Source organism: Pedococcus sp. P2_D7 (assembly GCF_056404295.1).
Genome location: NZ_JBFUEH010000001.1, coordinates 300,777 through 322,086, shown reverse-complemented (window position 1 = coordinate 322,086; position 21,310 = coordinate 300,777). Strand labels below are relative to the sequence as shown.

Here is a 21,310-nt window from a genome sequence, read left to right as displayed (position 1 = left end):
CGGCCATGGACATCACCATCCACTCGAGCTTCCTGCCGCACGACGACCCGGAAGCCGCGCTCGGCTTCTACCGCGACATCCTCGGGTTCGAGGTCCGGGGCGACGTCGGCTACCAGGGCATGCGGTGGATCACCGTCGGCCCGACCGGGCAGCCCGGGACCTCGATCGTGCTGCATCCACCGGCCGTGGATCCCGGGATCACGGACGAGGAACGCCGGACCATCGTCGAGATGATGGCCAAGGGCACGTATGGCGGGATCCTGCTGGCGACGGCTGACCTGGACGACACGTTCGAGCGCGTCCAGGCCAGCGGCACCGAGGTCGTCCAGGAGCCGACCGAACAGCCCTACGGCGTGCGCGACTGCGCGATCCGGGACCCTGCCGGCAACCTGATCAGGATCCAGGAGCGGCGCTGACAGCACCGCGGTGTGCTCGACGTCTTGTGCTCACGCTAGAACGCCGATAATCGACATTATGTCAATCTAGCGATTCCCGGACCCTTCCCCACTAGGTCGTGGCGGGCTCGAGGGCCATCGTCTCGACCGGTGCCACAGCCGGCGTGCGCCTCGGACGCGCGAACGCCAGCACCAGCACGACGGCCACCGCGATCATCGCCGCTGCGACGCCGAACCCGCGGTCAGCGCCGAGGACGAACAGCTCTCTGGCCCGGACGCTCGCCGACGGGCCCGAGGCCGCGCCCGGCCCTGCGGTGGCGAACACCGTGACCAGGACAGCCAGACCGACTGCTCCACCGACCTGCTGCGTCACGTTCACCAGGCCCGAGGCCACACCGGCCTCCTGCGGGGCCACCCGGGCCATGCCCGCGGCGGTCAGCGGCACGAACGCCGTGCCGTTGCCGAGGGCGAAGATGACCATCGACCCGATCAGGTGGGAGTACGTGGTGTCGACGTCGAGCTGGGTGAGCAGGACCAGCCCGACGGCCGACAGGACCATGCCGACCAGCATGACCGCCCGGCCCCCGAACCGGGGCACGAGGACCCGGGTGGCGAGCTGGGAGCTCACGAAGACCGACACCGGGAACGGCACGAACGCCAGACCGGTGCGCACCGGCGACCATCCCAGCACGAGCTGGAAGTACTGGCTGAGGAAGAAGAACGCGCCCATGCTCCCTGCCACCAACAACATCCGGGCCACGTAGGCGCTGGCTCGCTCGCGGTCGGCGAACAGGTGCAGCGGCGTGATGGGGTGCTCCACGGTGCGCTCGACGGCGACGAAGCCCGCCAGCAGGGCAACGGCGACGGCGAACGACGCCAGGGCAGTGGCACTCCCCCACCCGTCGGCAGCCGCCCGGATGAAGCCGTAGACCAGTGCGGTCATCCCGGCGGTGGAGAGCAGGCTTCCGGCGTAGTCGATCCGGCCGTGGTGGGCGCGGCTGTTCGGCAGGGCGGTCCGGGACAGTGCCAGCACCACGAGGCCGATCGGGACGTTGACGAACATCACCCAGCGCCAGGAGGCGTAGTTGGTGAGCAGTCCCCCGGCGATCAGGCCGATGGCGGCGCCGCTCGCCGACACAATCGTGTAGTAGCCGATCGCCCGCGTGCGGTCCTCTGCACGGGGGTACAGACCCATGAGGATGGCCAAGGCGGACGGCGCCACCAGCGCGGCACCGACACCTTGGGCGGCACGGGCCAGGAACAGGTGGGCACCCGCGTCGGCGAAACCGCCGAGCAGCGAGGCCATGGTGAACAACACCATGCCGACGGCGAAGACGGCACGGCGCCCGAACAGGTCGCCCGCGCGGGCGCCGAGCAGGAGGAGTCCCCCGAACGCGAGCGTGTAGGCGTTGACGACCCACGAGAGGTTGGCCGGCGCGATGTGCAGCGCCTGCTGCATGTCCGGCAGCGCGATGTTCACGATGGCCGCGTCGAGCACGATCATCAGCTGCGTCGTGAGCACGACGGCGAGGGTGAGCCAGGTCCGAGCAGACCGGGCTGGGGCAACAGTGGAACTCATGGATGGAGGTCCTTCCAGGCAGCGCGAGCTATGATGGCCTTGAAGCGGAGGATCCCTCCGCGTCGTTGCGAAGGATGGAAGCGGAGATTAACTCCGCTTCTGGAACTATACGGAGGATGCCTCCGGTTATGCAAGGTGGTGGCCAAGATGTCCCCTGACGAGGGCAAGACGTTGCGCGCGGATGCCGTGCGCAACCGGTCGCGACTGCTCGACGCCGCCACCGGCGCCTTCGCCGACCGCGGTGCGGACGCCTCCCTCGACGACATCGCCAAGGCTGCCGGCCTGGGCATCGGCACGCTCTACCGCCACTTCCCCACCCGCGAGGACCTCGTGCTGGCGGTGTACGGCGCGCAGATCGACGCCCTCGACCAGCGGTCCCGCGAGCTGGCGTCCAGTGACGACCCCGGCGAGGCGCTGCGGGAGTGGATGCGGGGCTTCGTCGACTTCTACGCCGTGAAGCAGGGCATGGTGACGCTGCTGCGCACCATGATGAACGGCAGCCGGGCCGGTCAGTTCGAGCAGACCCGCGCCACGATGCGCGAGGCGGCCGAGCGCGTGCTGGCGCCCGCGACCGAGGCCGGCGTCATCCGCAAGGACGTGGCGGCTCCGGAGCTGATCCGGGCCCTCGGCGGCATCTGCCTCACCAGCGACCCCAAGAGCACGCCACCGTCGTCGACCTTGGCGCTGGTCGACCTCGTCTACGACGGACTGCGTTTCGGCGCACCGGTCGCCGCCGTCTCACGCTGAGTCGCGAGCGGGGTCGTCATAGTCTCTTCTCCATGGACGAGACGGCCCCCACGCCCACCGACACCACGCCGACCGACACCACGCCCACCGACACCACGCCCACCGACACCACGGCATACGAGCTGAACGACGGCACCACGCTGCCGGCGATCGGTTTCGGCACCTACCCGCTCAGGGGCGAGGACGGCATCGCGGCAATGGTCGCGGCTCTGGGGTCGGGCTACCGACTGCTCGACTCGGCCGTCAACTACGGGAACGAGACCGAGGTCGGTGAGGCACTGCGCCGCTCCGGCCTGCCGCGCGAGGACGTGGCCCTCACCACCAAGATCCCGGGCCGCTTCCACGCGAAAGAGCTTGCGCTGCAGTCACTTCGCGACTCGGCCAGCCGATTTCAGGTCGAGCAGCTCGACCTCGCGCTGATCCACTGGCCCAACCCGAGCCAGGACCTCTATCCGCAGGCGTGGCAGGCCCTGGTCGAGGCCCAGCGCGACGGCCTGGTGCGCACCATCGGGGTCAGCAACTTCACCGAACGACACCTGCGCCGGATCATCGACGAGAGCGGCGTGACACCGGCCGTCAACCAGATCGAGCTGCACCCCTACTTCCCGCAGCCCGCCATGAGAGTTGTCCACGCGGAGCTGGGGATCCGCACCCAGGCCTGGAGTCCCATGGGCAAGCGGCAGGCGCCCTTCGACGAGCCCGCAGTGGCGGACCCTGCCGCCGCCCACCAGGTCACGCCGGGGCAGGTCATCCTGCGCTGGCACGTGCAGCTCGGCTCGCTCGCGCTGCCCAAGTCGGCCACGCCGGAGCGTCAGCGGCAGAACCTCGACGTCTTCGGGTTCGAGCTGTCCGGGGCCGAGATGGACGCGATCACCGCGCTCGGACGCCCCGACGGGCGGTTGTTCGGTGGCGACCCCGACACCCATGAGGAGATGTAGCCCTCACTCGAACGGCGACGGGTCCCCCGCACCCACTCGCGTGACCTCCGGGGTGCCGTCGGAGTAGTCGACCACGGTCGTCGGGTCGGTGCCGCACTCCCCCGCGTCGATGACCGCGTCGACCTGGTGGTCCAGCTCTTCCTTCACCAGCCAGCCCTCGGTCATCGGCGCCGTCTCCTCGGGCAGGATCAGCGTGCTCGACAGCATCGGCTCCCCCAGCTCGGCCAGCAGCGCCTGCACCACGCGGTTGTCCGGGATCCTGACACCCACGGTCTTCTTCTTCGGGTGCAGCAGGCGGCGCGGCACTTCCTTGGTGGCCGGCAGGATGAACGTGTAGGGACCCGGGGTAGCCGCCTTGATCGCGCGGAACACCCGGTTGTCGATGTGCACGAGCTGCCCGAGCTGGGCGAAGTCGGCGCAGACCAGCGTGAAGTGGTGCTTGTCGTCGAGGTGCCGGATCCGCACGATCCGCTCCTTGCCCTCCTGGTTGCCCAGGGCGCAGCCCAGCGCGTAGCCGGAGTCGGTCGGGTACGCGACCAGGCCCCCGTCCCGGATCAGCTGGACCGCCTGGCCGATGGCCCGTGGCTGCGGGTCCACGGGGTGCACGTCGAGATAGCGGGCCATGCAGCGACTGTATACAGGGCGACTATGTTGTTCGGCGTGCGAGCACTCGTGAAGACCCACGCCGGCCCCGGACTCGAGATGGTTGATGTCCCGGAACCGCAGCCCGGCCCCCACGACGTCAAGATCCGTGTCCTGCGCGCCGGACTCTGCGGCACCGACCTCCACCTCGAGCAGTGGGACGACTGGGCAGCCTCGACCGTCAAGGCGCCCATGACCATCGGCCACGAGTTCTACGGCGAGGTCGTCGAGGTCGGTGAGGACGTCGACTCGGTGCACGTCGGCCAGCGCGCCTCCGGCGAGGGCCACATCGTCTGTGGCACGTGTCGCAACTGCCGAGCCGGCCGACGTCACATGTGCATCCACACCAAGGGAATCGGGGTGAACCGCGATGGAGCCTTCGCCGACTTCGTCGTCATCCCGGCCTCGAACGTCTGGGTGCAGCCCGACGACCTCGACCCCGACCTCGGCGCGGTGTTCGACCCCCTGGGCAACGCCACCCACACGGCACTGTCGTTCCCCATGGCGGGCGAGGACGTCGTCATCACCGGCGCCGGGCCGATCGGCGTGATGGCCGCCGCGCTGGCGCGCCACGTGGGCGCCCGACACATCGTCGTCACGGACCTCAGCGACTACCGCCTGGCGCTGGCCAAGGACGCCGGGGCCGACCTCGTCGTCAACGTGCGGACGTCCGACCTCGGGGAGGCGATGAAGACCCTGGGCATGAAGGAGGGCTTCGACGTCGGCCTGGAGATGTCCGGGGTGCCCAGCGCGGTGGAGGACATGCTCGCCCACATGAACCACGGTGGTCGGGTCGCGATGCTGGGTCTGCCCAAGGACCCCTTCCCCATCGACTGGGGGCGCGTCATCACGCACATGATCACCATCAAGGGCATCTACGGCCGCGAGATGTACGACACGTGGTACGCGATGAGCTCGATGCTCGGGAACTCCCCCGTCCTGCGCGACCGGATCGCGTCGGTCATCACCCACCGCCTCCCTGCCGAGCAATGGCAGGACGCCTTCGCCGCCGCCCGCTCCGGGCAGTGCGGCAAGGTCATCATGGATTGGAGCTGAGCGATGTACGGCACCGTCAAGGACGAGCTGGCCGCGACCCTGCGGGAGATCGAGGAGGCCGGCCTCTACAAGCGGGAGCGCGAGCTGTCCTCACCGCAGTCGTCCCACATCAGGACCGCACGCGCGGACGGGGTCCGCGCCGAGGCGCTCAACTTCTGCGCCAACAACTACCTGGGCCTGGCCGACCACCCGGACGTCGAAGCCGCTGCGGCAAAGGCGTTGCAGGACTGGGGATTCGGCATGGCGAGCGTGCGGTTCATCTGTGGCACGCAGGAGCTGCACAAGCGGCTGGAGGGGGCGCTGTCCGACTTCCTCCAGATGGAGGACACCATCCTCTACTCATCCTGCTTCGACGCCAACGGCGGTGTCTTCGAGGTCCTCTTCGGCGCGGAGGACGCGATCATCTCCGACGAGCTGAACCACGCCTCGATCATCGACGGCATCCGGCTCTCCAAGGCGAAGCGGTTCCGCTACAAGAACGCCGACATGGCCGACCTGCGCACCCAGCTCGAGGCGGCCACCGCCGCCGGTGCCCGACGCAAGGTCGTCGTGACCGACGGGGTCTTCTCGATGGACGGGTTCCTGGCGCCGCTGGACCAGATCTGCGACCTCGCGGACGAGTTCGGGGCGATGGTGCTCGTCGACGACAGCCACGCCGTGGGGTTCGTGGGCGAGGGCGGTCGCGGCACTCCCGAACGGTTCGGGGTCATGGACCGGGTCGACATCCTCACCGGCACGCTGGGCAAGGCCCTCGGTGGCGCGTCGGGCGGCTATGTCAGCGCGCACCGCGAGATCGTCGACCTGCTGCGACAGCGGTCGCGCCCCTACCTCTTCTCCAACGCCGTCGCGCCGAGCGTCGCGGCCGGTTCGCTCAAGGCCCTGGAGATCGCCGCCGGCTCGCAGGACGCGCGGGCCCGGCTGCAGGCCAACTCGGTCCTGTTCCGCGAGCTGATGACCGAGGCCGGCTTCACCCTCCTGCCCGGCGAGCACGCGATCACCCCGGTCATGTTCCCCGGCGACGACGGCGCGCGACTGGCGGCCCAGGTCGCCGACGCGATGCTCGAGCAGGGCGTCTACGTCATCGCGTTCTCGTACCCCGTGGTGCCGCAGGGCAAGGCGCGCATCCGCGTGCAGCTGTCCGCCGGTCACTCCGAGGACGACGTGCGGGCCTGTGTCGCCGCCTTCGTGGCGGCCCGCGACCGGGTCGGCTGAGGCGCCCCGGTGGCCCGGCTGCTCTATTCGGCAATCGCCTCGCTCGACGGCTACACCGTCGACGCGTCGGGGAGCTTCGCCTGGGCGGCGCCGAGCGAGGAGGTGCACGCCTTCGTCAACGACCGTGAGCGCACCGTGGGCACCTACGTCTACGGCCGTCGCATGTGGGAGGTGATGCGCTACTGGGCCACCGACGACACGGGGTCCGACCGCTCGTCGGTGTCCGCCGACTACCGGCGGATCTGGCAGTCGGCCGACAAGGTCGTCGTGTCGAGCACACTGACTGGGGTCGACACGCCACGCACCGAGCTGGTGCGGGACCTGGCCGCCGCGGACCTCGCGCAGCGCAAGGCCACGGCGAGAGCCGACCTCGGCATCGGTGGCCCGACCCTGGCGGCCGATGCCTTCCGAGCGGGCCTCGTCGACGAGGTCTCGCTCTACCTGCACCCGGTCTCGGTGGGTGGTGGGACTCCTGCCCTGCCCCGCGACACGACCGTCCACCTACGGCTCGCCGAGCAGCACACCTTCGGCGACGGGGTGGTGTTCCTGGGCTACCTGGTCGACCGGCGCTAGTCCTCAGCCAACCCGCTGACGATGGGGGTGCCCAGCACGACGGTGCGGGTGACCGTGCAGAGCCGGTCGTGGGACATCGCGATGGCCTTGGGGAGCATCTCGCGGGCCCGGTCACCGTCGGCACCCTCGGGGAAGGTCACCACGAACTCCACCCTGAGGTCGCCCATCCTGTTGCCGTCGTCATCCCGCAGCTTCTCCCCCGCCCCCGTCACGGTGAAGGAGGTGGGCTGGACCCGCTTGGTCGTGATGAAGTCGACGTCGGTGGCGCTGCAGCCCGCGATCGCGGCGAGGAAGAGCTCCACGGGGGTGAACTCGGTGGAGTCCCCTCCCCCGCCGATGAGCATCGTGCCGCCTCGCGCGTTGGTCACCTCGTACAGCCCCTTCTCGACCCGGGTCATGCTGATCGAGCGATGGCCCGGACCCGTACCGCCGGTTTCTTCTGCCATCAGGCACCCCACTTCTGCGCCAGCGCGCGGACGACGGTGATGTTCCGGGCGGTCCCCGGGACACCAAGGATCTTCTCGATGCGGGCACCGGTCAGCTTGGCCTCGTTGAACGGCACCGCGAACTCCATCAACACATCCTTGCCGATGACCGTGGCGCGCTCGCGCGCGGCCTCCTGCGCGTGCAGCTCCGTGGTCGCGGCGGCAGACGGCGTGGTGGTGCAGAAGCTCACGTAGCGACTGGTCTCCCCCTTCACCTGCTCGGGTATGCCGTCCACCTCCGCGAGCAGGGCCGGCAGCTCGGCGGGCTTGCGGGCGATCGCGACGATGTCGAAGCCGGCGTGGGCACTGAGGACCCGACCCACCTCGGCCTCGAGCTTGGGCACGCTGCGCAGGGGCGACGACACGAAGAAGTTGCCCGTCTGGATGTACGACTCGACATCGCCGAAACCGTTGTCCGACAACACTTCGCGCGCCTCGGCCATCTTCAGCTGACGCTTGCCGACATTGACCGCTCGCAGGAACACGATGTAGCCGGCCATCACAGCACGACCTCTCCAGCACCCACGACGCGGACCAGTCCCCCGACCGTGACCGTCCCCTCCTCGGTCACTGCGAGCTCGAGGGAGGAGGGCCGTGACACCTGCTCCCCCTGGCTGACGGTCCAGCGGCCGGACCGACCCTGGGCCACCATCCAGGCACCGAGGTTGGAGCAGGCCGACCCCGTGGCGGCATCCTCCGACACCGCCTGGCCATCGCTGATCAGGGCCCTCGCCTCGATCGCCCCCTCCCCCGACGGCGACCACACGTAGACGAGCGTCTCGCCACCTCGGGCGCCCATGCCGGCATACCCACCGAGCAGCTCGGGCCTGGCCCGGGCGCGGCGCACCGCGTCGACGGAAGCGGCCTGGGCGATCACCTGCGACGTGCCCACGCTGACCTGATGCACGGGCTCGACGAGGTCGTCGGTCTCCAGCCCGAGCGCCGCAGCCACGTCGTCGACGACGAGGTCTGCCTCCACCCGGCCCGCGTTCGCCGTGAGGGTCCACCGGTCTCCCTGCGCCGCCACCGGGATCACTCCCGCCGGCATGGAGAGCCCGAGGCGGTCACCGAGCCCGTGCAGCTCGCGGGCGACGTGGGCGGTGCCGAGCGTCGGGTGGCCGGCGAAGGGCATCTCGAAGGACGTCGTGAAGATCCGCACGCCCGCGTCGGCGCCGTCGACCGGTGGCACCAGGAAGGTCGTCTCGGACAGGTTGAACTGCCGCGCCAGGGCGAGCATCTGGTCGTCGGAGAGTGCGGAGCCGTCCTCGAAGACGCACAGCGGGTTGCCCGAGAACGGGTCGTCCGCGTGTGCGAAGACGTTGAGCAGCCGGTACCTCAAGCGCATGCGCCCACTCTGTCAGACTGGCGCCGTGACCTCACCACCCCCGACTCCCGATGGCCGACTCGTGCTGCTGCGCCACGGCGAGACCGAGTGGTCGCGGTCCGGGAAGCACACCGGGCGCACCGACGTGCCACTGACCGAGCACGGCGAGGAGCTCGCCCGGCAGGCCGGTCGGCTGGTCGCCGACTACGACTTCGTCCTCACCCTCAGCTCGTCGTTGCAGCGTGCGCGACGGACGGCGGAGCTCGCGGGGCTGACGCCCGAGGTCGACGACGACCTCCTCGAGTGGGACTACGGCGGCTACGAGGGCCTGACGACACCCCAGATCCGGGACGAGCTCGGCTATGACTGGACCGTCTTCCGGGACGGGGTGCCGCCGGGCGACACCCCGGGAGAGACCGTCGAGGAGGTGGCGGCCCGCACGTCGCGGGTCGTCAAGCGCGCCATCGCGGCGATGGCCGAGGGTGACGTCGCGCTGGTCGGGCACGGACACTGCCTGCGCGTCCTCACCAGCGTCTTCCTGCGGCAGGAACCGCGCCTGGGGGCACAGCTGCTGCTCGACGCGGGTTCGGTGAGCGTGCTGCAGTTCGAGCGAGAGCAGCCCGCCATCCGGGTCTGGAACCATGGGCCGGCCGTGACCGGCCACTGACCCGGTCTGGCGCACGGCCGCGGTCGGTCAGTCTCGCGTCGTCCTCGTGCGCGGTGGGCGCACCACGGTGAGGTCGCCGCGTCGAGGATTCGGCATGGCCGCGGGAGCGCCCGGAACCTGCTGCGCCGGAACGGGATCGGGATCGACGGGCCAGTCCGCGGCCCCCTCCGCGTCGAACAGCGCGAGCGCGCTCGAGTCCCCCGGCGTGAACCGCGGGCCGTAGCGCACTCCCCCGAAACCCGCCTCGTCGAAGGCGCGCGCCCACGCCTGCGGCACGGCATACGGGACGGTCGACTCGATCTCACGGGTCACCCCGAACTCGGCCGCGCCGCGGTCCTGGGTGTCGGCGACGTCTCGCGCAGCCGGCAGCCGCAGTCGCGAGACCACCGCCTCCTCGAGGAGGCTCTCGGGGACCGCCTGCGAGCTGCCGAGGACCGGGCCCAGCCGCTCCCGCAGGGCGCTCAACGGGTCGAGCGCGACGTAGCAGGTGCCGCGCGGCGTCCGGAGGTCGAACCGGCCGGCCCCGTCGTTGCCGAACCACCACGGGCCCAGGTCGCGCCCGTGGGCGCGGTACAGGTCGGTGTCGGCGGCGACGGAGTATGCCGGGAAGCCGGCCACGGAGCCGGGCGGCGGACCGAGGGCAGTCCGCTCGCGCGCCGTCATGCGGCCCAGTGGCTGGCGTCGGCAGCAGCGGCTGCCGCCACCCGCGCCACCGAGGTCGGGGACGAACGGTGTACCACGAGGTAGTCGACGGCGCTGTGGCCGTCGAACACTGCTGACGGCGTCGTGAGCCAGGCGCCGATCGACCAGCCGTCGGCTCCCTTGCGGACGAAGGCACCGACCGCCTCCTGCACGCCCGGGCGGACCGCGCCGTTGCGACCGAACTGCAGCGACGGGTAGACGAGGTGGCCGTCGGCGGTGCGGCAGGCCAGCACGGTCCCACGCCGCACCCGGTCGAAGAGCGCCTGGCGGGAGATGCCCAGCCACGCGACCAGCCCTGTCGTGTCGTAGAACGGACCCAGCGGCTGGTCGAGGGGGTGCACCGTCGGCAGGGCGGCGACCATGCGGTCCGCGATCGCCTCGACGTCACCGAGATCGAGCCGACGTCCCTGCGCCGCCAGCTCGGCAGCGCGCTGCTGCACCCGGGCGCGGACCGCCTCGGTGAGGGCGTCGACGCTGGTGGGCTCGACGCTGGTGGACTCGACGCTGGTGGACTCGACGCTGGTGGACTCGACGCTGTGGTGTCCGAGATCGGTCGTCGTGCGCGTGCGTGGCTCCATCGGTCCTCCTGCCGGTCGTCTCACTCCCCGTCCTCGCCGCCGTCACCAGCGGCAAGGCGTCAAGGGCGTCAAGGTCTACCGACAGGGTAACGCGCCGCGCCGACACTACCCGTCAGGGCAGCGGCCAGGTGTGCACCGGTTCGTTGCTGTGCATGTGCTCGGCGTAGAGCCTGAGCATCTCGGCCAGGGCCTTCTGGCGGTCCAGGCCGGCGGCCTCGAGCCGGTCGACCGTGTCGGTCTGCCAGGTCGCGCCGTTCGTGCTGGTCTTGCAGCGACCCTCGATGACGGACAGGTAGCGGTCGCGCACGGCCTCCGAGACGCCCCAGTCAGCCAGCCCTTCGTGGGCCATCGGCAGGAGGTGGCGGAGCACGAGCTCCTCGGCCCTGACCTCGCCGAAGCCCGGCCAGTAGAGCCGCGACTCGATGCCGTCACGGGCGGCGTTGTGGAAGTTCTGCTCCGCTGCGGCGAAGCTCATCTTCGACCAGATCGGGCGGTCGTCGGACGCGAGCTTGCGGATCACGCCGTAGTAGAAGGCGGCATTGGCCAGCACGTCGACCAACGTCGGACCCGCCGGCAGGACGCGGTTCTCGACGCGCAGGTGGGGCGTGCCGTCGACGATGTCGTAGATGGGCCGGTTCCAGCGGTAGACGGTGCCGTTGTGCAGCCGCAGCTCGGGCAGCGAGGGTGCCTCGCCGGCGTCGAGCATGGCCACCGGGTCCTCGTCGCTCACCTCGGCCAGCAGGGCCGGGAAGTAGCGGACGTTCTCCTCGAACAGGTCGAAGATCGAGGTGATCCAGCGCTCACCGAAGAACACGCGTGGGCGGACCCCCTGGTTCTTCAGCTCGATGCTGCGGGTGTCGGTGGCCTGGCTGAACAGCTCGATCCGCGTCTCGGCGTGCAGCCGCTTGCCGAAGAAGTAGGGCGAGTTGGCCGCCAGGGCGATCTGCGGCGCGACCAGCGCCTGAGCGGCGTTCCAGTGCGCCGCGAAGTCCTGCGGCGCGACCTGGAGGTGCAGCTGGACGCTGGTGCAGGCGGACTCGGGCGCGATCGAGTCGCAGTAGGTCGCGACCCGCTCCCCCGTCGGCCCCTCGATGTCGAGGTAGATGTCCTCGCCACGCGCGTAGAAGATCGAGTCGTTGAGCGCGGTGTAGCGGTTGTTGGCGCTGATCCAGTCGCCCTCGAAGTGCTCGGGCATGATCGTCGGGAGGATCCCGACCGCGACGATGTGGGCGCCCCGCTTCTCGGCGGCCGCGCTGGCGGCGTTGAGGGAGGCGCGCATCTCGTCCTCGAGCTCGATGGCCGAGTCACCCGGGAGCGGGCGGGGCGGGACGTTGAGCTCGATGTTGTACTGCGCGAGCTCGGTCTGGTAGCCGGGATCGGCGATCGCCTCGAGCACCTCGGCGTTGGCGAACTTGGGCTGGTAGGCGTCGTCGACGAGGTTCAGCTCGATCTCCATGCCGGTCATCGGCCGGTCGAACTCGAACTGGCTCTGGGCCAGCATCCGCTCGAAGACGTCGAGGTTCTGCCGGACCTTCTCGCGGTACCGCTGGCGTTGCTCGCGCGTATAGCTCTGCGCGTTGACCTCTTCGCCCACGGAACCTCCTCCGGTGTTCCCCAGGGCCTGACACCGGTGTGGCGCCTTGCCTCAGGATGTGACGTGTGTGATGACCTAACCATGCGCAGGGCGCGCCTGCCAACGGCTGTCGGTCCGCTCTCCTAGCCTTCAGACGTGCGGTTCCTCCACACCTCCGACTGGCACCTGGGGCGTTCCTTCCACCAGGTGGGGCTGCTCGGCGCCCAGGCGGCGTTCGTCGACCACCTCGTGGAGACGGTCCGCGCGGAGGGCGTGGACGCCGTCCTCGTCTCGGGAGATGTCTACGACCGCGCACTACCCTCCCCCGACACGGTCGAGCTGCTCTCCGCCGCCGTCACGCGACTGATCGACGCAGGCGCCGCGGTGGTCCTGTCGAGCGGCAACCACGACTCGGCGATCAGGCTCGGGTTCGCCAGCGAGCTGCTGTCCCGCGCCGGCCTGCACATCCGCACCGCGACCGAGTCGATCGGCGTGCCCGTCCTCGTCGACGGCGTCGCCGTCTACCCCCTCCCCTACCTCGAGCCGGCCGTCGCCGCCGACTCGCTGGGTGCGTCCGAGCGTTCCCACGCCGGGGTGCTCCGCGCCGCGTTGGCCCGGGTCGAGGCAGACCGCGCCGCCCGTGGCGGCCCCTCCGTCGTCATGGCGCACGCGTTCGTCACCGGTGGGGCGACCAGTGACTCCGAGCGCGACATCTCGGTGGGAGGCGTCTCCGCGGTCCACCCCAAGGTCTTTGCCGGCGCCGACTACGTCGCGCTCGGCCACCTGCACGGACGCCAGCGGGTCACGGACGGCGTGCGCTACAGCGGGTCACCGGTGCCGCTGTCCTTCAGCGAGGCCAGCCACACCAAGGGTTCCTGGCTCGTCGACCTCACCGAGTCCGGTGTCAGCGTCGAGGCCGTGGACGCCCCGGTCGAGCGCCCGCTGGCCGTCCTGCGCGGCGACATCGACCTGCTGCTCACCGACCCTGCCCTGACCCCGGCCGAGCGCTCGTGGTGCCAGGTGACCCTGACCGACCCGGTGCGTCCCCTCGGTGCGATGGAGCAGCTCAGGCGGCGCTTCCCCCACACCCTGGTGCTCCAGTTCGACCCGCAGGGCGCACCCGTGCCGGTGCGCAGCTACACCCAGCGCACCGCGACCGAGTCCGACCTCGACGTGTGCTGCGCCTTCCTCGGCCACGTCCGCGGTGGGCACGGACCCTCCGAGGAGGAGCGCGCCGTGCTCGCTGCCGGGGTGGAGGCCGTGCGGGTCCAGCGTGCCGGTGCCGACGACGAGGGCCAGCTGCCGATGACGCTGCCCGCAGCGCGACGGGGCGTCGCGTGAGGCTCCACCGGCTCCAGGTGACCGCCTTCGGTCCGTTCGCCGGCACAGTGGAGGTCGACCTCGACGCGGCTTCGGCCGCTGGCCTCTTCCTGATCCGTGGCGCGACCGGAGCGGGCAAGACGAGCCTGCTCGACGCCGTCGCGTTCGCCTTGTATGCCGACGTCCCCGGCGCCCGCTCGAAGAAGCAGCTGCACAGCGACCACGCGGAGCGAGGGGTCGTCCCGTCGGTGACTCTCGACTTCACCGCCGGTGGGCGACGCCTGAAGATCGAGCGTTCGCCGGAGTTCCTGCGCCCCAAGGCCCGGGGCAAGGGCGAGACCAAGGTGCAGGCTCGAGCAGTGCTCTGGGAGCGACGCGGCACCGAGTGGGTGGCCCTCAGCACCCGTCACGACGAGATCGCCGACGTCGTCAAGGACGTGCTCGGCATGGGTCTCGAGCAGTTCAGCAAGGTCGTGCTCCTCCCCCAAGGAGAGTTCGCCGCGTTCCTGCGGGCCACCCCCGAGGAGCGGCGTTCGCTGCTCGAGCGACTCTTCGACGTCTCGTCCTTCGCAGGCCTCGAAGACTGGTTTGCGTTGCAGCGCAAGCACACTGCTGCCATCGTGGCCGACGAGCGAGCCTCGCTGAACGCCGAGCTGGCGGTCCTCGCCGACGTGCTGGCGGACGCCCCAGACCTCGGCGACGGTTCGCGCGACTGGTCCGACCTGCCGCTCGACGAGCTCCCCGCCGCGCTCGATGCAGCCCGGAGGGCGCTCGACGAGGGATCAACCGCCCGGCTGGCTGCAGTCGATGCGACGCGCCTCGCCGACGAAGCCGCCTCCACCGCACATGCCCTTGCACAGGAGACCGTCGCCCGGCGGTCACGGGGACTCGTCGCCCAGGCGGCCCTGACTGCCCTCGAGGCCGAGACCGAGGGCCGAGACGCCGCCGCCGCGCGGATCGAGCTGGCCGAGCGCGCCGCCTCCGTCGCGGGCGACCTCAAGGCCCTCGACCGGGTGACCGCGGCCCTGGAGTCAGCGCAGGGACGGGTGGCCTCGACCCAGCCGGACGTGGCCCGGTGGGCCCTCGACGGCCGGGGCTCGACTGCCATCGAGGAGGTCATCGCGCGGCTCGACGTCGGCGCGCAGGCGTTGTCGACCGCGCAGCGCATCCAGGCAGCGGTGCAGGAGCGGGAGCGCGCGGCCACCCTGCTCAGGGGTGAGCTGGGCAGCATGGCACGCAGTGTCGAACAGTCCGCCGGGCGCGTGACCACGATGGAGGCCGAGCTGGTCGAGGCGACTGCGGCCCTGACCACCGCGCAGCAGGGTGCGGCGCGGCTCGAGTCCGCGACGGCGCGGCTCGAGCGCGCCCGCGCGGTGCTCGCTGCGCGCCGCAGCCTCGACCAGACCCTCGACCGACAGACGGCCTGCCACACCCTGGTGGCCGCCCAGCGCACCACCGCGCAGGACCTGCGCGACGTCTACCAGGACCGCCGCCAGGCTCGACTCGACGCCATGGCCGGCGAGCTGGCCAGCCGACTGGCAGACGACCAGCCCTGTCCGGTCTGCGGTGCCCTGGACCATCCCCACCTCGCCTCCTCCACCGACCTGGTGACGGCGGACCAGGTCTCCGACGCGGAGGTCCGGTGGCAGCGCGCCGCTGACGAGCTCGCGGCTACCGAACGCACCGCTGCGGCCCTCGCGGCCACGGTGGTCCAGCTTCGCGAGCAGCTCGGTGGCGAGTCGCGCGACCAGGTCGCGCTCGACGCGGCCGTCACGCAGGCCCGCCACGACCTCGACGAGGCGACCACGTGCGCGCAGTCCGTCGACCCGGCGCGCAGCCGGGTGACGACCCTGACGGCGTCCGTCGAGTCACTGACGACCAGGCTGGTGGAGGACCGCCAGACCTGCGCGACCCTTGCGTCGCGGATCGACGACGTCGGTCTCCAGCTGGAGACCGACCGGGCAGCTCAGGTCGAGGCGCTGGGCCAGCACGCCGACCACTGCCCCTGTGCCGAGACAGGGGTGCGCGGGGCCGCTCCAGACCTGCGCGATCCCGACCGCATGCCCGCCACCAGCGCCGTCCACGCCAAGGCCGTCACGGTCGCGGCTGCCCACGCTGCCGCCGTCGTCGAGCTGGAGCGCGCGGAGCGTGACTCGGCCACGGTGGCCACCGCGACCGACGACTCCTTCCGCACTGCCGGCTTCACCGGCCCCGCAGAGGCCCGGGCCGGACAGCTGCCAGCCGCCGAGGTGACCCGGCTCCGTGCCGGCGTGGCCGCCCACGACGAAGCGGCCGTGGTGGCGCGCACGACCCTGGCCGAACCCGAGGTCCAGAAGGCTCTGGAGTCCGCCGACGTCGATGTCACCGCCCTGGCCGCTGGCCGAGAGGCTGCCCATGCCGCCCACACGGCTGCGGTGGCCGCTGACACCCTGGTGCGCCGCACGATGAGCGGCCTCGACCGCGTGCGGGGCAGCATCACCGCCCGGTGCGGGCGCATCACGGAGGCGGAGTCACACCATCAGGTCATCCGCGAGCTCGCCGACGCCGTGGCAGGCACGAGCACGAGCAACGAGCTGCGGATGCGGCTCTCCGCCTTCGTGCTCGCTGCCCGGCTCGAGAAGGTCGCGACGTTGGCGAACGAGCGGCTCTCCCGCATGGGTGAGGGCCGCTACCAGCTCCGCCACACCGACGGGCTGGCCGCGCGCGGTGCCCGCAGCGGTCTCGGTCTCGAGGTCCTCGACCTGTGGACCGGTCAGGCGAGGGCGACGACCTCGCTGTCCGGAGGCGAGTCGTTCATGGCCTCGCTCGCCCTCGCGCTCGGCCTCGCCGACGCCGTCCGCGAGGAGGCCGGTGGCTTCGACCTGCAGACCCTCTTCGTCGACGAGGGGTTCGGGACCCTCGACGACGAGAGCCTCGACCAGGTGATGGCCGTGCTCGACGACCTGCGCGAGGGCGGTCGCGCCGTCGGGGTGGTCAGCCACGTCGCCGAGCTGCGCACCCGCATCCCGAGCCAGATCGTGGTCCGCAAGACCGAGCGCGGCTCGTCGGTGCTTGTTTCAAACGCGCTGGTCACCAGCACCGACGAGTCCGCCCCAGCGGCCTGAGCTCAGCTCTCGAACGCCTCCGGCGGCGGGCAGCTGCAGACGAGGTTGCGGTCTCCGTACGCGCCGTCGATGCGGCCCACCGGCGGCCAGTACTTGTCCGCGGCCTCGACACCGACGGGGAAGGCCGCTGCGGAGCGCTCGTACGGGTACTCCCACTTGCCGGCCAGGGCCTTCGCCGTGTGGGGCGCGTTGCGCAGCATGCTGTCGGCGACCGCGACCTCACCGCCCTCGACCTCGGCGATCTCGTGCCTGATGGCGATCATGGCGTCGCAGAACCGGTCGATCTCGTAGCGGTCCTCGCTCTCGGTCGGCTCGACCATCAAGGTCCCGGCCACCGGGAAGGACATCGTGGGGGCGTGGAAGCCGTAGTCGATGAGCCGCTTGGCCACGTCGTCGACGGTCACACCGCTGCGCCGGGTGAGGTCACGCAGGTCGAGGATGCACTCGTGCGCGACCACGCCGTCGTGACCCGAGTAGAGCACCGGGTAGTGGTCGCGCAGTCGGGCGGCGATGTAGTTGGCATTGAGGACCGCGACCTGGGTGGCCCGGGTCAGACCGGCGCCACCCATCAGCCGCACGTAGGCCCACGAGATCGGCAGGATGCTGGCCGAGCCGTAGGGAGCAGCGGAAATGGGTCCGACGCCACCCTCGGGACCGGCCTCGGCGGCGAGCGGGTGGTTGGGCAGGTGCGGGGCCAGGTGCGAGCGCACCGCGACGGGCCCGACGCCGGGACCGCCACCGCCGTGCGGGATGCAGAAGGTCTTGTGCAGGTTCAGGTGCGAGACATCCGCCCCGAACTTGCCGGGACGCGCCAACCCGACGAGGGCGTTGAGGTTCGCCCCGTCCACGTAGACCTGGCCACCGGCGTCGTGCACGAGCGCGCACAGCTCGGTGATGGTGTCCTCGAAGACCCCGTGCGTGGACGGGTAGGTGACCATGATCGCGGCGAGGTCATCGCGGTGCTGCTCGATCTTGGCCCTGAGGTCCTCCATGTCGACGTCGCCACCTGCGGCGGTCTTGACGACGACCACCTTCATGCCGGCCATCACCGCGGACGCGGCGTTGGTGCCGTGCGCGCTGGCGGGGATCAGGCAGATGTTGCGCTGCGACTGGCCGTTCGCCTCGTGGAAGGCGTGGATGGCGAGCAGGCCCGCGAACTCACCCTGCGAACCGGCGTTCGGCTGGAGGGAGACGGCGTCGTAGCCGGTGATCTCACAGAGCCAGTCGGAGAGCTCACCGATGAGGTCGCGGATGCCCTCGGTCTGGTGGGCCGGAGCGAACGGGTGCAGCTCGGCGAACTCGGGCCAGGTCACCGCGACCATCTCGGTGGTCGCGTTGAGCTTCATGGTGCACGACCCCAGCGGGATCATGCCGCGGTCCAGGGCGAAGTCGCGGTCGGAGAGACGGCGCAGGTAGCGCAGCATCGACGTCTCGCTGTGGTGGCTGCTGAACACCGGGTGGGTGAGGTAGTCGCTGGTGCGCACCAGCGACGACGGCCACTGGAGGTCACCGATCGTGACCTCGCTCGGCCCGGTGGCCCCGAACGCGCTCCAGACCGCTTCGAGGTCGCGCAGGTCGGTGGTCTCGTCGACGCTGATCGAGACCCGGTCGGCGTCCACCCGCCAGAGGTTGACCCCGCGCTGCGCGGCCTGGCTGATGACCTCGTCGGCGCGTCCGGGGACCGACACCGTGACGGTGTCGAAGTAGACCGACGTCTGCACGTCGGCGCCCGCGGCGGTGAGGCCGTCGACGAGGGTGACGGCGTGCCCGTGGACCCGCCGCGCGATCGCGGCCAGGCCGGTCGGGCCGTGGTAGACGGCATACATCGAGGCCATCACGGCGAGGAGCACCTGCGCGGTGCAGATGTTCGACGTGGCCTTCTCACGACGGATGTGCTGCTCGCGCGTCTGGAGGGCGAGGCGGTAGGCCGGCGCTCCCTCGGTGTCGACGCTGACGCCCACGAGGCGGCCGGGCAAGGAACGCTCCAGCCCCGGGCGGACGCTCATGTAGCCGGCGTGCGGGCCACCGAAGCCCATCGGCACGCCGAAGCGCTGGGTGGTGCCGACCGCCAGGTCCGCACCCCACTCCCCCGGCGCCGTGGCCAGGGTCAGGGCGAGCAGGTCAGCGGCCGCGGCCACGAGGGCACCCGCGTCGTGCGCTGCGGTGGCCAGGCCGCGCCAGTCGCGCAGCTCGCCGTCGGCACCCGGGTACTGCACGAGCACGCCGAACACCGGACGATCGTCCGCGGCGGCACGCAGGGCCTCGGCGGAGTCGAGTCCGTCGAGGTCGGCCACCACGACCGGCAGGCCGAGGGGCTTGGCCCTCGTCTGCATCACGGCCAGGGTCTGTGGGAAGACGTGCCGGTCGACCAGCAGGACGGCGTCGGCCGCGGCCTTGCTGGAACGACGCATCAGGGTCATCGCCTCGGCCGCCGCGGTCCCCTCGTCGAGGAGCGACGCCCCGGAGGTGGTCAGACCGGTCAGGTCGCTGACCACGGTCTGGAAGTTGAGCAGTGCCTCGAGCCGGCCCTGCGAGATCTCCGGCTGGTAGGGCGTGTAGGCGGTGTACCAGGCGGGGCTCTCGAGCACGTTCCGCTGGATCACGGCCGGGGTGATGGTCCCGTAGTAGCCGAGCCCGATCATCGAGGTCATCACGTGGTTGCGGCGGGCGATGCCCCGGAGCTCCTCGACGACGGCCGCCTCGGAGTCTGCGGGGTCGACGCGCAGCGGGCCGTCGGTGCGGATGGCACCGGGCAGGGCGTGGTCGACCAGGGCCTCGAGCGACGAGTGCTTGACTGCCGCGAGCATCGCGTCGACGTCGGCGTCGGACGGACCGATGTGGCGCCCGGCGAACTCGGGCAGGTCGGTGGTGAACTGGGCGGACATGAGGCTCCTGAACGTCGGATTGCTCGGATCGCCTCCCCATCTGTCACGCCGCACTGGCCGCTCCAGAGGTGCCTGTCCCACGCAGTCCTGGCGCCTGAGAGGTTCCGGGGAGTTTGCCCCTTCGGCGCCCCGCCGTGCGACCCGTCCGGGTGCACGCGGGGACTCTCCCGCGCGGGATGTTCAGCAGTGCCAATCTACAACACGGCCCGCCGTCCTCGAGAGGACGACGGGCCGGATGGGACGAATGGGGCCTGCGGGTCAGGCCAACCTGGCCGCGCGACGCTCGCGGAGCTCGTCGCCGGGGTGGTCTGCCGGCACCTCGTCGTCGGTGCGCTCGCTGGGCAGCTGGGCCAGCTCGCCCTCAACCTCGCGCCAGACCCGACCGACGGCGATGCCGAAGACACCCTGGCCGCCCTGGACGAGGTCGATGACCTCGTCGGCCGAGGTGCACTCGTAGACCGAGGCGCCGTCGCTCATCAGGGTGATCTGGGCCAGGTCCTCGACGCCGCGCTCACGCAGGTGGGTGATGGCCACCCGGATCTGCTGGAGCGAGACACCGGTGTCGAGCAGGCGCTTGACGACCTTGAGCACGAGGATGTCGCGGAAGCCGTAGAGCCGCTGGGTGCCGGAACCCGTGGCACCGCGCACCGAGGGCTCGACCAAGCCGGTGCGGGCCCAGTAGTCGAGCTGGCGGTAGGTGATGCCGGCCGCCTTGCACGCCGTGGGTCCGCGGTAGCCGATGTCGTCGCTCAGCTCCGGGAGGTCGTCCGTGAACAACAGCCCCTGTGCCGCAGCCGGCACGTTCGTGTGGCCGTGCGGAGCCTCGTTGCTCGGGTTCACAGCGCTCACCTCCTCTGGTGTAACTACACCGGTCGCATTACTGGTCTGTGCCGAAGGTACGGTGGCGCAGAACCGCAGGTCAACTACCACTCGACCTTTGCCCTTCGGCGTGTCGCGCCCGGAGGGTCAACCCTAGATGTTCAGTTGAGGTTCATGGTTCTGAGCGTGACGCCCTAGCCGGTTGTCCCGCTTTCGTCCGGTTTGGTCTCGAAGTCCTCGGCCGAGACGTGGTCCAGGAACTCCCGGAACTTCTCCACCTCGTCGTCCTTGTCCTCCTCGCCGGACATGGCCACCCCGGCCTCCTCGAGCAGCGACTCCCCTGCGACGATGGTCGTGCCGGTGCGCAGGGCGAGGGCGATCGCGTCCGACGAGCGCGACGAGATCTCGGTGGTGCCGTCGAGGATCAGGGCCGCGTGGAAGACGCCGTCGCGGAGCTCGACGATCCGCACCTCGGTGAGTCGGTGACCCAGTCCCTCGATGACGTTCTTCATCAGGTCGTGGGTCAGCGGCCGGGGCGGTTCGATCCCCTGTTGGGCGTAGGCGATCGCGGTCGCCTCCGCGGCGCCGATCCAGATCGGCAGGTAGCGGTCACCGTCTCGCTCGCGGAGCAGGACGATGGGGTGGTTGGTGGGCATCTCGACGCGGACACCGAGGACCTCGAGGACCTTCACCGTCCCACCTTAACCCGGT

The 21,310-nt window shown here is 70.9% G+C and carries 20 protein-coding genes and 1 riboswitch; of the genes, 9 read left to right on the top strand and 11 right to left on the bottom strand.

Annotation, left to right across the window (positions count from 1 at the left end; all coding sequences use genetic code 11):
• Positions 1-5: 5 nt before the first annotated feature.
• Entirely contained in the window at positions 6-416 is a 411-nt protein-coding gene (locus tag AC1DWJ_RS01585; protein WP_056921238.1) for a VOC family protein, read from the top strand.
• A 91-nt stretch (positions 417-507) separates the two neighbouring features.
• Here the strand turns inward: AC1DWJ_RS01585 and AC1DWJ_RS01580 are convergent, their stop codons facing one another.
• Positions 508-1,974: an MFS transporter gene (locus AC1DWJ_RS01580; RefSeq protein ID WP_477619831.1), complete on the bottom strand. Its 1,467-nt coding sequence runs from the start codon at positions 1,972-1,974 to the stop codon at positions 508-510.
• Between the two features lie 147 nt (positions 1,975-2,121).
• Between AC1DWJ_RS01580 and AC1DWJ_RS01575 the strand changes: the two genes are divergently transcribed.
• Both AC1DWJ_RS01575 and AC1DWJ_RS01570 read left to right on the top strand, forming a co-directional pair.
• On the top strand, positions 2,122-2,721 hold the full coding sequence (locus AC1DWJ_RS01575) for a TetR/AcrR family transcriptional regulator (protein ID WP_477619830.1): 600 nt from the start codon (positions 2,122-2,124) through the stop codon (positions 2,719-2,721).
• Between the two features lie 32 nt (positions 2,722-2,753).
• Entirely contained in the window at positions 2,754-3,659 is a 906-nt protein-coding gene (locus AC1DWJ_RS01570) for an aldo/keto reductase (protein WP_477619829.1), read from the top strand.
• A gap of 3 nt (positions 3,660-3,662) precedes the next feature.
• Here the strand turns inward: AC1DWJ_RS01570 and AC1DWJ_RS01565 are convergent, their stop codons facing one another.
• Positions 3,663-4,283: an L-threonylcarbamoyladenylate synthase gene (locus tag AC1DWJ_RS01565; protein ID WP_477619828.1), complete on the bottom strand. Its 621-nt coding sequence runs from the start codon at positions 4,281-4,283 to the stop codon at positions 3,663-3,665.
• Between the two features lie 36 nt (positions 4,284-4,319).
• Between AC1DWJ_RS01565 and tdh the strand changes: the two genes are divergently transcribed.
• Genes tdh through AC1DWJ_RS01550 form a run of 3 tightly spaced genes read left to right on the top strand, consistent with a single transcriptional unit; the run spans position 4,320 to position 7,142 of the window.
• Positions 4,320-5,357 carry an L-threonine 3-dehydrogenase gene (tdh, locus tag AC1DWJ_RS01560; protein WP_457255250.1) on the top strand — a complete coding sequence of 346 codons (1,038 nt, stop codon included), beginning with the start codon at positions 4,320-4,322 and terminating at the stop codon, positions 5,355-5,357.
• 3 nt (positions 5,358-5,360) lie between these two features.
• Positions 5,361-6,569 (top strand): glycine C-acetyltransferase, encoded by a 1,209-nt coding sequence (locus AC1DWJ_RS01555; protein WP_477619827.1) that lies wholly within the window; start codon positions 5,361-5,363, stop codon positions 6,567-6,569.
• A 9-nt stretch (positions 6,570-6,578) separates the two neighbouring features.
• Positions 6,579-7,142: a dihydrofolate reductase family protein gene (locus tag AC1DWJ_RS01550; protein ID WP_477619826.1), complete on the top strand. Its 564-nt coding sequence runs from the start codon at positions 6,579-6,581 to the stop codon at positions 7,140-7,142.
• Here the strand turns inward: AC1DWJ_RS01550 and AC1DWJ_RS01545 are convergent.
• The 3 genes from AC1DWJ_RS01545 to AC1DWJ_RS01535 are packed head-to-tail and all read right to left on the bottom strand — an operon-like array spanning position 7,139 to position 8,972.
• Complete coding sequence (locus tag AC1DWJ_RS01545; RefSeq protein ID WP_457255247.1) at positions 7,139-7,588, bottom strand: OsmC family protein; 450 nt, start codon at positions 7,586-7,588, stop codon at positions 7,139-7,141. The two genes, AC1DWJ_RS01550 and AC1DWJ_RS01545, sit on opposite strands and share 4 nt — an antisense overlap.
• Positions 7,588-8,127, bottom strand: coding sequence for a DUF1697 domain-containing protein (locus AC1DWJ_RS01540; protein WP_477619825.1), 540 nt, complete (start codon positions 8,125-8,127; stop codon positions 7,588-7,590). The genes AC1DWJ_RS01545 and AC1DWJ_RS01540 overlap by 1 nt, the downstream gene beginning before the upstream one ends.
• Entirely contained in the window at positions 8,127-8,972 is an 846-nt protein-coding gene (locus AC1DWJ_RS01535) for a PhzF family phenazine biosynthesis protein (RefSeq protein WP_477619824.1), read from the bottom strand. The genes AC1DWJ_RS01540 and AC1DWJ_RS01535 overlap by 1 nt, the downstream gene beginning before the upstream one ends.
• Before the next feature lie 25 nt (positions 8,973-8,997).
• Between AC1DWJ_RS01535 and AC1DWJ_RS01530 the strand changes: the two genes are divergently transcribed.
• The gene (locus tag AC1DWJ_RS01530) at positions 8,998-9,618 is read left to right on the top strand and encodes a histidine phosphatase family protein (RefSeq protein WP_457255244.1); all 621 of its coding nucleotides are present in this window, start codon (positions 8,998-9,000) and stop codon (positions 9,616-9,618) included.
• Positions 9,619-9,645: 27 nt separating this feature from the next.
• On the opposite strand, the gene AC1DWJ_RS01525 is transcribed toward AC1DWJ_RS01530, so the two are convergent.
• The 3 genes from AC1DWJ_RS01525 to AC1DWJ_RS01515 all read right to left on the bottom strand — a co-directional run bounded on the left by AC1DWJ_RS01525 (position 9,646) and on the right by AC1DWJ_RS01515 (position 12,492).
• Positions 9,646-10,281, bottom strand: coding sequence for an RES family NAD+ phosphorylase (locus AC1DWJ_RS01525; RefSeq protein WP_477619823.1), 636 nt, complete (start codon positions 10,279-10,281; stop codon positions 9,646-9,648).
• Positions 10,278-10,898: a hypothetical protein gene (locus AC1DWJ_RS01520; RefSeq protein WP_477619822.1), complete on the bottom strand. Its 621-nt coding sequence runs from the start codon at positions 10,896-10,898 to the stop codon at positions 10,278-10,280. Before AC1DWJ_RS01520 ends, AC1DWJ_RS01525 begins: the two co-directional genes overlap by 4 nt.
• Positions 10,899-11,010: 112 nt before the next feature.
• A complete protein-coding gene (locus tag AC1DWJ_RS01515; protein ID WP_457255241.1) occupies positions 11,011-12,492 on the bottom strand; it encodes a glutamate-cysteine ligase family protein in 1,482 nt (493 codons plus the stop codon).
• A gap of 135 nt (positions 12,493-12,627) precedes the next feature.
• Here AC1DWJ_RS01515 and AC1DWJ_RS01510 point away from each other — a divergent pair, with 135 nt between their 5' ends.
• Positions 12,628-13,812 (top strand): exonuclease SbcCD subunit D, encoded by a 1,185-nt coding sequence (locus tag AC1DWJ_RS01510; RefSeq protein ID WP_457255240.1) that lies wholly within the window; start codon positions 12,628-12,630, stop codon positions 13,810-13,812.
• Positions 13,809-16,895, top strand: a complete 3,087-nt coding sequence (locus AC1DWJ_RS01505; protein WP_477619821.1) for an AAA family ATPase — start codon at positions 13,809-13,811, stop codon at positions 16,893-16,895. The genes AC1DWJ_RS01510 and AC1DWJ_RS01505 overlap by 4 nt, the downstream gene beginning before the upstream one ends.
• A gap of 2 nt (positions 16,896-16,897) precedes the next feature.
• On the opposite strand, the gene gcvP is transcribed toward AC1DWJ_RS01505, so the two are convergent.
• The 3 genes from gcvP to AC1DWJ_RS01490 form a co-directional block, all read right to left on the bottom strand.
• On the bottom strand, positions 16,898-19,780 hold the full coding sequence (gene gcvP / locus AC1DWJ_RS01500; protein WP_477619820.1) for an aminomethyl-transferring glycine dehydrogenase: 2,883 nt from the start codon (positions 19,778-19,780) through the stop codon (positions 16,898-16,900).
• Between the two features lie 72 nt (positions 19,781-19,852).
• Positions 19,853-19,960: riboswitch (glycine riboswitch) on the bottom strand.
• 78 nt (positions 19,961-20,038) lie between these two features.
• Complete coding sequence (locus AC1DWJ_RS01495) at positions 20,039-20,620, bottom strand: MerR family transcriptional regulator (protein ID WP_457255597.1); 582 nt, start codon at positions 20,618-20,620, stop codon at positions 20,039-20,041.
• Between the two features lie 173 nt (positions 20,621-20,793).
• Positions 20,794-21,291, bottom strand: coding sequence for a bifunctional nuclease family protein (locus tag AC1DWJ_RS01490; protein WP_457255237.1), 498 nt, complete (start codon positions 21,289-21,291; stop codon positions 20,794-20,796).
• Between the last annotated feature and the right edge of the window lie 19 nt (positions 21,292-21,310).